13 protein-coding genes are annotated in these 12463 nt (G+C 35.7%); 4 read left to right on the top strand and 9 right to left on the bottom strand.

Features of this window, described 5'->3' with window-relative positions:
- Window positions 1-143 precede the first annotated feature (143 nt).
- Window positions 144-500 carry a DUF1360 domain-containing protein gene (locus KHA94_RS01555; protein WP_213100403.1) on the bottom strand — a complete coding sequence of 119 codons (357 nt, stop codon included), beginning with the start codon at window positions 498-500 and terminating at the stop codon, window positions 144-146.
- Between the two features lie 129 nt (window positions 501-629).
- Here KHA94_RS01555 and KHA94_RS01550 point away from each other — a divergent pair, with 129 nt between their 5' ends.
- Complete coding sequence (locus KHA94_RS01550; RefSeq protein WP_213100402.1) at window positions 630-1130, top strand: CotY/CotZ family spore coat protein; 501 nt, start codon at window positions 630-632, stop codon at window positions 1128-1130.
- Window positions 1131-1235: 105 nt separating this feature from the next.
- Here KHA94_RS01550 and KHA94_RS01545 read toward each other — a convergent pair whose 3' ends face one another.
- The 4 genes from KHA94_RS01545 to mgtE form a co-directional block, all read right to left on the bottom strand.
- A complete protein-coding gene (locus KHA94_RS01545) occupies window positions 1236-1823 on the bottom strand; it encodes a CotO family spore coat protein (RefSeq protein ID WP_213100401.1) in 588 nt (195 codons plus the stop codon).
- 136 nt (window positions 1824-1959) lie between these two features.
- Window positions 1960-2730, bottom strand: a complete 771-nt coding sequence (gene fabI / locus KHA94_RS01540) for an enoyl-ACP reductase FabI (protein WP_213100400.1) — start codon at window positions 2728-2730, stop codon at window positions 1960-1962.
- Window positions 2731-2865: 135 nt separating this feature from the next.
- Entirely contained in the window at window positions 2866-4728 is a 1863-nt protein-coding gene (locus tag KHA94_RS01535) for a monovalent cation:proton antiporter family protein (protein ID WP_213100399.1), read from the bottom strand.
- Between the two features lie 69 nt (window positions 4729-4797).
- A complete protein-coding gene (gene mgtE / locus KHA94_RS01530; RefSeq protein ID WP_420828139.1) occupies window positions 4798-6141 on the bottom strand; it encodes a magnesium transporter in 1344 nt (447 codons plus the stop codon).
- 472 nt (window positions 6142-6613) lie between these two features.
- On the opposite strand from mgtE, the gene prpE reads away from it, so the two are divergent.
- Window positions 6614-7348 (top strand): bis(5'-nucleosyl)-tetraphosphatase PrpE, encoded by a 735-nt coding sequence (prpE, locus tag KHA94_RS01525; RefSeq protein ID WP_213100398.1) that lies wholly within the window; start codon window positions 6614-6616, stop codon window positions 7346-7348.
- A 98-nt stretch (window positions 7349-7446) separates the two neighbouring features.
- Here prpE and KHA94_RS01520 read toward each other — a convergent pair whose 3' ends face one another.
- From KHA94_RS01520 to KHA94_RS01505, 4 genes are all read right to left on the bottom strand, one after another.
- Complete coding sequence (locus tag KHA94_RS01520) at window positions 7447-8331, bottom strand: RluA family pseudouridine synthase (RefSeq protein ID WP_213100397.1); 885 nt, start codon at window positions 8329-8331, stop codon at window positions 7447-7449.
- 20 nt (window positions 8332-8351) lie between these two features.
- Window positions 8352-9146 (bottom strand): NAD kinase, encoded by a 795-nt coding sequence (locus tag KHA94_RS01515; RefSeq protein WP_213100396.1) that lies wholly within the window; start codon window positions 9144-9146, stop codon window positions 8352-8354.
- Between the two features lie 41 nt (window positions 9147-9187).
- Window positions 9188-9817 (bottom strand): GTP diphosphokinase, encoded by a 630-nt coding sequence (yjbM, locus tag KHA94_RS01510; RefSeq protein ID WP_213100395.1) that lies wholly within the window; start codon window positions 9815-9817, stop codon window positions 9188-9190.
- A 556-nt stretch (window positions 9818-10373) separates the two neighbouring features.
- Window positions 10374-10745 (bottom strand): UPF0738 family protein, encoded by a 372-nt coding sequence (locus KHA94_RS01505; protein WP_213100394.1) that lies wholly within the window; start codon window positions 10743-10745, stop codon window positions 10374-10376.
- A gap of 181 nt (window positions 10746-10926) precedes the next feature.
- Here KHA94_RS01505 and KHA94_RS01500 point away from each other — a divergent pair, with 181 nt between their 5' ends.
- Both KHA94_RS01500 and KHA94_RS01495 read left to right on the top strand, forming a co-directional pair.
- The gene (locus tag KHA94_RS01500; protein ID WP_213100393.1) at window positions 10927-11517 is read left to right on the top strand and encodes a CYTH domain-containing protein; all 591 of its coding nucleotides are present in this window, start codon (window positions 10927-10929) and stop codon (window positions 11515-11517) included.
- A gap of 15 nt (window positions 11518-11532) precedes the next feature.
- Window positions 11533-12171 carry a lytic transglycosylase domain-containing protein gene (locus KHA94_RS01495; protein ID WP_213100392.1) on the top strand — a complete coding sequence of 213 codons (639 nt, stop codon included), beginning with the start codon at window positions 11533-11535 and terminating at the stop codon, window positions 12169-12171.
- The last annotated feature ends 292 nt before the right edge of the window (window positions 12172-12463 follow it).

Genomic DNA, 12463 nt, shown 5'->3' with positions numbered 1-12463 from the left:
AATTTTCCTTTAACATAAAGTTATCCTCCTTTTTATTATTTCTGTAAAACCATCCTCTCATATACTTTATGAAAAACCGATGAGCTTGTGTAAAGAAGCAGCCTAATAAAGTTTTTTTTTACATTATATTCATACGGACTAATTTATTCATTTAACAATTTTTGGACAATTGTTTCGATTATCGCTGCAAGGCCTGCAACGGCCAAAACGATCATTATTGGGACAGCAATTGTATAAAAGAAAAAATATAAAAAATACAAAATAACAGAAGTCCATACACCAGTACACCAATAACAGCTGAGCAATTCTCCGAAAAATCTGCGAATGCCCCTATCTTTTGGAATGATATATACTTCCATGTCACCTACTTCATTCTTCTCCTCTCTTTCATCAAAAAATGGCCTTCTAATAAATTCAGTAATTTTGTCATATACCATTAACCTTGTCAGGCGAAAGCTTGCTAAGGCTAAAATCATAAGTTCCATAAATGATAAATCCAAATTTATTCCACCTTCCTTAAAAAAACACCTATTTTTTTATAAAACAAGGCGTTTGTCCGTTACCCATAGGGCACTTTAGCAATATGTTATTAGTGTAGTATCACAAGAATCAAACAAGGAGGAAATAAAATGGGTTGTGGAAAAAAAGACGACTTCAAAGGCAATAGCTGTGTATGTGAAGTAGTTCGTGCGATAAAAGATATTCAAGATAATGCAGAAGAAGTATGTGAATGTCCTTCTAACTGTTTTCTAGAACCACTTGGAGCTATCTCACCTTCTGCTAATAGAAAAAATTCTCACCCAGATACACGTGTTTTTGTTCTAAAGACAGCAGATGGTTCGCCATTCCATGCGTTCTTCAAAGGAAATGACTGTGCATGTGTCTCAATCTTTTTCCGTGTAGAAGATGTATTTGACAACTGCTGTGCAGTGCTGCGAGTTCTAGAACCAATAAATCGGAAGCCTGGGCCAGATAAAACGGTTAATTTAGCGGATGATTGCTGCATTGATTTGAAAAAAGTCTGTGAAGTTGACAATTTCCGTAGTACAAATGACTGTGTAACAGTTGATTTGAAGTGCTTCTGCGCTGTTCAATGTATTGCCGACGTAGATTTAGATGTATGTGAGTAATGTTGAAACAAAAAAGAAGCCAGTCGTCCCTATACGGCTGGCAATTTTTTGTCAACAAAGAAGTTCACTCTACATAGCCGCCAATTCCCTGGAATTTTTTGGGTATTATCTTCTTAACCCTACCATTCTTATTTCTTTTAAGGCTTGAATTTCAATAGATTGGCTTTTCCCATCAAACAGTTTTATTTCTATTGTTTCATCGTTTTTTCCAACGAAAGTTCCTCTCCAAGAATTCTGTTCTGTTTCAAAAATACAAGGGACAGGCGGCAATTGCTTTGGAAACTCATTTAAATAATCAATTCGCTCTAAATTATTCATTTCTTTGAAGCTTTTTAGTCGTTTAAAAGAAGGAGTAAGCTTCATTTTAGGCTTCGATTCAAATGAAGAAGAGCTGATATTTTTGCTGTTTTTTTCTTCAATTGATTCAATTGATTCAATTACTTCATGAACCATATCACTATCCTTGATCTCCATTTCAGCTTTTTTCAATTCACTTACTTCTATTTCGTTACTTAAAATCTCTTCCTTTGACGAAGGGAGACTTGTATTTACTCCTATTGGATGAGCGGCGGACATCTCCAATTGATTTTCAGCTCTTTTACTTGAATAAATTTCCTGCATATTTCTTACTGGTAATTGTGTTACAGGCTGCTGAATATAAAATAAGGGAGCTTTTTGTTTCTTTTTTAGCATCTTCCTCAACCTCCACATACAAATGGGTTCACACTATATGTATGCAAAACATAGGATTTCGTTTCCAGCAACTATAGAAAATTAAAAACAAAAAACCGCCTCACGATTCGGAAGCGGCTTAATAATTTCTTCAGTATTAAAGAATATGATATCCTGAATCAACGTGAATATTTTCACCTGTAATACCACGTGACATATCACTGAATAGGAAAACAGCTGTATCTCCAACCTCTTCTGGAGTTGTTGTTCTACGAAGTGGAGAGTGTTCTTCGATTTCCTTTAAGATAGAGTTGAAATCACTAACTCCTTTTGCAGAAAGCGTGCGAATTGGACCTGCAGAGATGGAATTGACACGGATACCCTCTTTTCCTAGGTCGCTCGCTAAGTATTTAACACTTGCATCAAGTGAAGCTTTTGCAACACCCATAACATTATAGTTTTTGATCGCACGTTCACCACCAAGATATGTTAAGGTAACAATGCTTCCACCCTCTGTCATTAAATCCTTTGCTTCCTTCGCTACAGCAGTTAATGAATAAGAACTAATATTGTGAGCTAGTAAAAAGCCATCTCTCGTTGTATTCATATAATCGCCCTGCAATTCTTCCTTATTAGCAAAAGCAATACAATGTGCAACACCTTGTATCGTACCAGCCTGCTCTTTAATCTCTGCAAAGCATTTTTTAATATCTTCGTCACTTGTTACATCGCATGGCAAAATAAGTGAATTGGCATCTTCTAGAGATTCAGCTAATTCACGTACACTACTCTCCAGACGCTCGCCTGCATATGTAAAAATTAATCGTGCACCTGCATGATGAAGCGATCTCGCAATTCCCCATGCAATACTTCTTTTATTCGCAACACCCATTACAACATAAGTTTTTCCTTTTAATGAAAGAGTCATATCAAATAGCCTCCTAAATTATCACATGTTATTAGTACCTAGTACTAATTTTACTATAAATAATTTAAAAAGAAAAGGATATTTAAAAAGGTCAAACCCAGCTCTCATGATAATTAGCTGATTTGACCTTCTTTTTTAACAGTTTTCACAAAACTCAAGTTCCCGTTTCAATTCATCAGCATATTCTTTAGTACCAGTAACGATCAGCCTATCATTCATCTGCAGCTCTGTATCCCCATGAGGAACAATTGAGTCATGACCTCTAAAAATTCTTACAAAAATAACATCCCCAGTAAAAGGGAACTCCCTTAAAGTCATCCCTTTAAATTGATCATTTAATAATTCAATTTCATACAAAGCATGTTCTTGATTGGTTAATATATTCATGATGCTTGGAGATTCAATTAATGCTCTAAGCAATGTTTTCTGTGACAATAATACTGAGAACACTTCTATATCAAATTCTTTCATACTTTCCTGTAAATCAGGGCTTTCAAGCCGGCAAATGACACGCTCGACACCTTTTTCTTTAAAAGCAATTGCTAGCGTTGCGTTCATTTCTTCATCACCAGTAGAGATGACCACGATATCTGTTTTAATTAAATCTTTTTCTTCAAGATTTTCGAAAGAATAATTATCTAATTCGATAATTTCGAATAAAGAATCGGCAATATTTTTATCAGCCTTCTCCTGTTTTTTATGATATAGAGTCGCTTCATAATGGTTTGAGTTGAGCTCCCGATAAACAGGCAGCGTCAACTGATTCGCACCGATAAAAGCTACCTTTATTGTCTTCTCGGCATTAGCCTCTCTTGGAAATAACTTTTTAAAAACCACAGGTGTAAAAACACTAGTAATAACCGCAACAAGAATTAATGTTCCACTCATTTCAGCTGTAATAACCCCTAATCTTTCTCCTATTGTTGCAGAGGCAATTACGAGCGACAATGTAGAGGTTAATAAAAACCCGGAAGCAATAACGGTTTTCATGTCATACCATCTCTTTAGGAAATAAACAGGAATTATCTTGGACAAAAGTAACCCGATAAGCAAAAGCGGTATAAGCATCAATAATTTTTTATCACTAAATAAGGACCAAATGTTTAAATCTACCCCAACCATGACAAAGAATATTGGGATTAAAAAACCGTAGCCAAACGAATCTAGCTTATGGACCATTTCTTGATTCGGTGCTAGTAGCGAAACAAGAACACCTGCTAGAAAAGCACCTAAAATATTTTCTGCTCCTACTGATTCAGATAGAGCCACGAGTAAGATGATAAGTGTAAATACAGCTCTTGTTCCGATTTGAACAGTACCAGCCCGCATAGATTCAACAAATTTGCGATTTTTAAACCTTCTGCCGACAAAATAGAGCAGCACTCCTGCTGCAAAAAGGATAAGCAGCAGCCATACGTTTCCTTCACCGCCATCATATAATGAAGCAAATACAGCTAATAAAATCATCGTAACAAGATCCGCGATAACCGCAATTAACAAAATGATTTGTCCAATGCCAGTTTTCATTAGATGAGCTTCTTTTAAGGTAGGGACAACAACCCCTAATGATATTGTAGAAATAATTAACGTCATTAAAAAGGCATTGTCAATAAATCCAGCCAATACAAACAAATAAGATAAGCCTAATGAAATAAGAAAAATGCCTCCAAAAATAATTGACGAAACCAAAAAGGAATTCGGTTCTAATTTTCCACTTGGCAACATCTCGCGCTTTTTATTGCCAGTGAATGCAGAAAAGTCAATTTCTAAGCCGCTAAGAAACATTAGAAAAATAAAACCTAATGTACTTAGGGTTTCAAGCCACATATCTGGATGTACAATATCGAATCCGCTCTTACCTATCACAAGACCCATTATTATTTCAGCAACAACAACAGGGATAAAATTCAGCTTAAAACGATGCAATATAATTGGTGTTAGAAAAGCAATGCTAATAACAATGACAAGAGAAGCAACAGAAACTCCTTGTTCTTCCATCAAATTCCTCCCTTTCAGCATTTTCAAAAAGACAATACGGCTTTACGTTCGCAAGTGGGTCATTACACCCTACTTTGGTAAAAAGTTCAAAAATAAATTTGCGATGCTAAAGTAAATTAAAATACTTATAATATCATTAATTGTTGTGATAAATGGACCTGATGCAACCGCTGGATCAATTTTGAATTTATGCATAGCTAATGGAATAATGGCTCCAGCTAAAGTTGCAATAATTAAAGTACAAAAAATCGAAATTCCTACTAGAATTCCCAGAAATATATTACCTTTCCAAATAAAAATGGTGATCGTAACAAGAATTCCACATATCGTACCAGTAATTAGCCCTGTACCAGCTTCTCTAAGAATTAATTTGAGCCTACTTTCTTTTTCTAAATCACCAGTAGCGATTCCACGGACAACAACAGCTAACGCTTGTGTACCAGTATTACCAGCCATGCCAGCAATTAGCGTAATAAACGCACCTAAAATAGCCGCTTTTTCTAATGTCGCTTCAAATCGGGCAGCAAGGCTTGCTGTTCCCATCCCAAGATATAGTAATATTATCAACCATGGCAGACGCTTTTTTGCAGCCGATAGAGGACTGCGGTCAATCGTATCCATGTCTGAAACCGCAGCAAGCTTCGAGTAGTCATCTGATGCTTCTTCTTCCATAACATCCATTACATCATCAACGGTAATAATTCCCAAAAGATGGTTTTGAAAATCAACAACAGGAAGCGCGAGAAAATTATAATCCTTAATTTTCCTGGCAACTTCCTCTTGGTCATCTCCTACAGATACAGAAACAATACGATCATTCGTAATTTCTGAAATCATCGTATCATCATCATTAACAATTAAATCTCTTAGCGAAATAACACCAGCCAATCTTTTTTCATCATCTAAAACATAAATATAATAAATAGTTTCTGCTTTTGGCGCTTCTTTTTTTAGAATATACATCGCAGATCGGACCGTTTGATTGGCAGAAATCGATATGAAATCTGTTGTCATTATACTTCCAGCTGTATATTCCTCATAGTGAAGAAGCTCCTTTATTTCCTGTGCCGCCTCTTCATCCATAATCGTTAAATAGCTGACAACCTGATCTTTTTCAAGTTCATTTAAAACGTCAACTGCATCATCAACGTACATTTTAGAAATCATTTCTGCTGCATAATTTGGAGTCATTTCTGCCAGGACATCTTGATAGTTGTCATCGCCCATTTCTAGATTCTCAAACAGTGTTGCCATCTCTTCAGGAGAAAGATAATGATAAATCCTTTCCCTTGTTTCCTCATCCAATTCCTTAAAAAATGAAGCTTGATCATAAGGGTGTAAATCTAAAAATTCATCTCGAAATTTTTCCATATCTTCATTTTGTAAAGAATCGATTAATAAATCCTTATCCATATGATGGACATCCTTTTCATTCACTGCCTCTTCCATCATTATTACCTCCTCTCCTACAAATACAATACTTCATAATACTAGCAAATCTTAAATTAATTGTCGCTCCATTTTAATATTCTTTTCTAATCAAATGTTCCTTTTATATAGAAAAACATTGAGTTTTCCAAGTCAATTCAGTAAATGTAATAGTTATATTTATGCGAACATATTTGTACATGCTTTATCAAATCTTCTCATCCACTTTTGTACGTAAATAAATTTAAACTCTCCTGTTAGCAAAAAAATATTATCTTTATTTTCCCAAATCCCCTTTAACATCAATTAATAACTTCTCCTTTATACAGGATAAAACATTTATAAATTGTTATGATAATAAAAAATGCATAAATTCTCAACTAAAATCTTGAAGAATATTTTCAATTAGCACATGAATTTTGTTCCATTTTCTACTAACGAAAAAAGGAGTATTTTAATGAAGCTTGATATTATCGGTGATATCCATGGCTGCTTTGATGAATTTCAGGAACTCACCATTCTACTTGGCTATGATTGGAAAAAGGGATATCCCATACATCAAGATACTAGAAAATTAGCCTTTGTAGGTGATTTAACAGATCGTGGTCCCCAATCACTAAAGGTAACTGAAATCGTTTGGAAGCTTGTCAAAGAATCATTAGCCTATTACGTACCAGGTAACCATTGCAATAAGCTTTACCGTTTCTTTTTAGGGAATAAAGTAAAGCTGACCCATGGATTAGAAACGACAGCTGCTGAGTATGATTCATTGGATGAAAAAAGCAAACAGACAATCCGTAAAAATTTTATGAATCTATATGAAAATGCGTCTCTTTATGAGGTTCTAGATGATGGCAAGCTGGTAATTGCCCATGCAGGCATAAGGCAAGATTATATTGGTCAGCACTCTGCTAAAGTAAAAACCTTTGTTCTTTATGGAGATATAACTGGAGAAAAAAATCCAGACGGCTCCCCAGTTCGTCGTGACTGGGCTAAGCAATACAATGGGGATGCTGTTATTGTGTATGGTCATACTCCTGTAGAGGAAGTTCGTATTGTTAATAATACGTATAATATCGATACAGGAGCCGTTTTCGGCAATAAATTAACCGCTCTAAAGTATCCTGAAATGGAATTTGTATCAGTTTCATCAAGTATGCCATTTGTGGAGGAGAAATTTCGTATATTTTAATATCTTTCCGAGGAAAATTAAAGACTTCGATTAACGATGTTAATTGATAATTAGCGTACAAATGAAAGAAAAGCCGGGATCACCGGCTTTTGTTTGTTTCAAAGCAATTGCATCATATCGATTGGCAGTTCTTGCTTGAAAAATATATTTTTCTCTAAAAATGGGTGATAAAACGAAAGCATACAGCAGTGCAAAGCCTGTCGAGTAAGCAAGTCTACATCTCCCCCATATAGGTCGTCACCAATTAAAGGATGTCCTATATGAGACAAATGAACACGAATTTGATGAGTACGTCCTGTTTCAAGCTTCAATCTTACATGGGTATACGAATCCAAACGGCGAATTACCTTAAAGCGTGTACAAGCATACTGACCAGTTTGACTGACTTCTCGTTGAATAATACTATCACTTTTTCGAGCAATTGGCTGCTCGATTACACCATGATCGGCTAATATTAAGCCCTCAGCTAATGCTTCGTACTCCCTATTTATTCTACCGCGTCTTTGCTGCTCACTTAAAAGGTGATGAACATGACGATGTTTGGCTACAAGGACAATTCCAGATGTATCACGATCAAGTCTTGTCACAATATGAGTTGTTGCCTTTAACCCAATTTGTTCGTAATATCCGATTAAAGCATTTGCTAGGCTGCCTGTTGGATGCTCCCTTGAAGGAATCGTACTCATACATGCTTGTTTATTTACAACGATAACGTAATCATCTTCATACAAAATATCTAATGGAATTTTCTCGCCTTTTACTCCCTCACTCGGCATTTCCTCAGGGAACTTAATAACTAAAACGTCACCTCGTTTTAGAGTGTATCTTACCGTTTCTTCTTTTTCATTTACGGAAATACTACCACCTTTAAATTTAATATCCGTCAAAGCTGTTTTTGAAATCTCTTTTTCTTTCAAAAAGTCTTTAATGAGCTTATTTTCATCATTGGAGGTAATTTTCCACTTCAATTGAAATCTTGACATCCGATCTATTCACCTTTTCATTAATCTGCAACGAATGAGTCATGGACTCTTTTCCAGAATGGAAATGGACGGAAGCGCGCGAATCGGATTTTTTCATCGGCCACTCGGAATTGGATAGATTTCACATCTTTATGGAGCAGAGTTAGATGATCGATCGTTATTTGAAAGTCTGGCTGGTTCACCGGCTTTAGCATACAAGTATGGTGCGCTGGAAGAACTAGAGGAGATCCGACTGTCCGGAAGACTTTATTATTGATAGAAGCCATTTCAGCAATTTGAATGGCAGATAGGGATGGATGCAAAATCGCTCCTCCTAATGCTTTATTATAAGCAGTACTTCCAGAAGGAGTTGAAACGCAAAGTCCATCTCCTCTAAACCGTTCAAAATGTTGACTGCGAATTTCTACATCCATTACAAGGGTGGCGTCTACTGCTTTTACAGTTGATTCATTCAAAGCTAGATATCTAGTTTCTCTACCCCCATGCTCGTATCTAATAATAACCTCAAGCAGCGGGTATTCACTTACCTGAAAGGGGGTTTTCGCGATAGCAATGACAAGCTTTTCAATTTCTTCTGGTACCCAATCCGCATAAAACCCAAGATGTCCTGTATGTATCCCGACAAACGCCGTTTTGTCCAGCCGGCCAGTATAGCGGTGAAAGGCGTACAATAAAGTACCATCCCCGCCAATAGAGACGACAATATCAGGCTGCTCTTCATCATAAATAAGATCAAAATCCAATAAATAAGTTTTCATTTTATGCATGAGTGCATTTGATTTATTATCGCCTTTTGAGGTAATGGCAAATTTCATCGTACTTGAGCTCCTTTTGAATTATTACTGTGATTAATGTATTATTCATGCTGGCTTTCTTTATTTCTCGTAAAGAAGGCCTGTGCTTCCTGGATTTCTCCCCGAATAAGTGACATCTCTTCATCAAGCCTAAAAGCCGCTTCTGCTGCCCGTTGAAGTCTCATCTGAATATCTTCAGGGAACTGTCCTTTATATTTATAATTTAAAGAATGCTCGATTGTTGCCCAAAAATTCATCGCTAAAGTGCGGATTTGGATTTCTACTAAAATCTTCTTTTCCCCTTTTATCGTTTGGACTGGATAGCGAATGACAACATGATAGGAGCGGTAGCCGCTAACCTTTTTATGAGAAATGTAATCCCTTTCCTCCACAATCTCAAAGTCATTACGATTCCTTAGTAACTCTACTACCATTTTAATATCATCCACAAACTGGCACATCATCCGTAAACCTGCAATATCCTGCATCTCAGTATCTAGCTTATCTAATGAAATACCTTTTTGATTTGCCTTATCCAAAATACTTGCACACGGCTTGACCCTTCCAGTAACAAATTCTATTGGAGAATGACATGCATCTTGCTCAAATTGTTTTCTCATTCCCTTTAACTTAACCTTTAGTTCCTCGACCGCCTGTTTATATGGAGCTAAAAATTCATCCCAATTCTTCACGTCATACAACACCTCATCTTAGAAAAGCGCAAGCGCTTCCGAACAATCAAATGACAATTGTTCGTGTGTTAATTATTCATAGCCTTTGTGCTCAGCCTTAGGTATAGCACAAGACGAGCCTCTCGGAAAGGAGTTCTTTACCTTTCTTGGAGGATTGACCGAAATGTGTAGGTGACTGTTCAGGGACGACCGCATAAGGCTAGCCCTTATGGAAGGCTCTCTTTACCTTCAAAAAGGTGTTGGCTAGACTTTTGTCCCTAGGAGTCGCAATTAGACAAGCTTGTGACCTTGAGGTCTACAAAAACGCGACCTCCTCTTAAAAAGCTTTCCTTGTCCTGTCGCATTGTCTACATTAGTACGTCCTATACGTCGGAGCGGCTGCTTGCGCTAAACATTTCTCTAACTCGAAAAAGTTTTATCTTTCCTATTCTCAAATAACTTGGCTTTCGCCAAATCCATTTGATGAATGCCTAGTTTTACTTATGCGACCTTCTTAGAAGAGGCTTCATCGAAACTTCACATCCACTATAGGATGATAATAAGCTTTCCTATTTACTTAGAAAATGCTTTCTACTTTTTCGACCATTGTCTCTCCGTAATTACTATTTCCTTTTATATTCTCAATCAAATAGCTTAATTCCTCAATAAACCCCGGAAGATGGATACGTTCATGTCGATTACTCAAAAATACAGACATATTTAAGTCGATGGCCCTCTTTAGCTGAACCCAAATAATATCAGGAATTGATACATATGTATAATCATCATTCTGATCTGTTATGTAAATAAACGAAAGGTTATCTGAATCAACTAACATTTGCTCCATAGGCTTTAAATCTTTAATGGAGCAGCCATCTTCCGCCATAAGTTCAACCTCATTTTGATTCTCATTATATACAATATCAATAATTAACATTTTCTTTTTCATCTTTTCAACCTCCAAACTCTTAATTTATTTTATCGCAGATTTAATTTTCAAGCCAACTAAAATTGCTGTATTCTCGAAAAAGCTGTGATGAACTGGATGAACTGCCCTGATTATTGCATTGCGACAATTAAGTAAGAAAGAGATAATAAGAGTAATGGCCATAGCGAAAGGATGAAGAATTTTGTCTCAAAACTTAGAAATAGAGTTTAAAAATATCATTACTAAACAGGAATTCGAAAAGTTAAAAAACTATTTTCAATTAAAGAATGATCACTTTTTTACCCAAGAAAATCATTATTTTGATACTAAAGAATTTGCTTTAAAGCAACGCGGCTGTGCTCTAAGAATTAGGCAAAAAGATAATAAATATGAACTAACATTAAAGCAGCCTTATCAGGATGGGCTTTTAGAAACAAATGAATGGATTGATCCTTTATCTGTAGAAAAAATGTTTCAAACGGGAGAAGTAATAAATATGCCAATTCGAAGCCTAATAAAAAAAATGAATATTGATCTAAGTCAAATTCAATATTTTGGTTCATTAACAACAAATCGAGCTGAACGAGTATATGAGCACGGATTAATTGTATTAGATCATAGTTACTATTTAAATAAAGAAGATTTTGAGATAGAATATGAAGTAAGTAATAGAAAAAAAGGACAAAACACCTTTTTTACCCTACTAAAACAGTTAAATATACCTATTCGTGAAACTGAAAATAAAATTAAGCGTTTTTACAATGAAAAATATAATCAACAAACTCAATTTTAAAGGAGAAGCACGATCATGAATGTTGAGCAATTAAAAGTAATGTTTGAACTGCAGGCATTAAAAAACTTTGGCAGTTCACCAGCATCAGGAAATCAAAGTCTATTATTTCAGGAGCTGCTGACGAGTTTATTAGGAAATCAAACTCTTCCTACAGAATCCATACAAGATGAAACAGCATTAGTAGACGAAGATTTTGACTTTAATTTAAATAAGCCACTTTATTCACTGAATGGACAGGCTTTACCTCCTGCAAGTATGACAAAAATTTCAGGATCTAATCAAAATTTTGATGAAATAATAGAGCAAGCTTCAGCGCTTTATCAGATACCAACCAAGCTGTTAAAATCCGTTATTAAGCAAGAATCGAACTTTAATCCAAATGCTATTAGTCATACTGGGGCATCAGGTCTTATGCAATTAATGCCAGAGACGGCAAAATCCCTTGGGGTTAAAAACATTTTTGATCCAAAAGAAAACATTTTTGGCGGTGCGAAATATTTACGCCAAATGCTTAATAAATATGATGAAAATATTGATTTAGCATTAGCTGCCTATAATGCTGGACCTGGAAATGTTGATAAGCATGGCGGCATTCCCCCTTTTAAAGAAACAAAGAACTATGTTCAAAAAATAAAAAATTCCTTTTTAGCATAGAAAAACGGAATTGCCTTCGAAAATTAAAAAACAGCTTGTTCCTTCGATGTGTATTCACTGAAGCGTTCCTAAGTGAACATGCCAACAGTAGGAGAATCCTGTACATCGGGGTAGGCGCTCCTCCTAAAAGCTGCAGCTTTTAGTCGTGTGATGCATTTGCTGCCGAACTTTATTTTGTAGAGCTAGATATTTCATTAACTCAAAAAGTTATATTATTCCAATAGTCCATTATATAAAATGGACTTTTTTTTTGCTACTCAAAATAGCTTATTTAAGCCATCTCGATTTTTTG

Source organism: Cytobacillus citreus, from assembly GCF_018343665.1.
Taxonomy (GTDB): Bacteria; Bacillota; Bacilli; order Bacillales; family Cytobacillaceae; genus Cytobacillus; species Cytobacillus citreus.
The sequence above is the reverse complement of the archived record's forward strand: the minus strand, read 5'-3'. Positions and strand labels throughout refer to the sequence as shown.

Excerpts from the sequence above, each read along its gene's own strand:
- KHA94_RS01550 (WP_213100402.1), top strand. The coding sequence starts at position 630 with ATGGGTTGTGGAAAAAAAGACGACTTCAAAGGCAATAGCTGTGTATGT.
- KHA94_RS01545 (WP_213100401.1), bottom strand. The coding sequence starts at position 1,823 with ATGCTAAAAAAGAAACAAAAAGCTCCCTTATTTTATATTCAGCAGCCT.
- fabI (WP_213100400.1), bottom strand. The coding sequence starts at position 2,730 with ATGACTCTTTCATTAAAAGGAAAAACTTATGTTGTAATGGGTGTTGCG.
- KHA94_RS01535 (WP_213100399.1), bottom strand. The coding sequence starts at position 4,728 with ATGGAAGAACAAGGAGTTTCTGTTGCTTCTCTTGTCATTGTTATTAGC.
- mgtE (WP_420828139.1), bottom strand. The coding sequence starts at position 6,141 with ATGGATAAGGATTTATTAATCGATTCTTTACAAAATGAAGATATGGAA.
- prpE (WP_213100398.1), top strand. The coding sequence starts at position 6,614 with ATGAAGCTTGATATTATCGGTGATATCCATGGCTGCTTTGATGAATTT.
- KHA94_RS01520 (WP_213100397.1), bottom strand. The coding sequence starts at position 8,331 with ATGTCAAGATTTCAATTGAAGTGGAAAATTACCTCCAATGATGAAAAT.
- KHA94_RS01515 (WP_213100396.1), bottom strand. The coding sequence starts at position 9,146 with ATGAAATTTGCCATTACCTCAAAAGGCGATAATAAATCAAATGCACTC.
- KHA94_RS01505 (WP_213100394.1), bottom strand. The coding sequence starts at position 10,745 with ATGAAAAAGAAAATGTTAATTATTGATATTGTATATAATGAGAATCAA.
- KHA94_RS01495 (WP_213100392.1), top strand. The coding sequence starts at position 11,533 with ATGAATGTTGAGCAATTAAAAGTAATGTTTGAACTGCAGGCATTAAAA.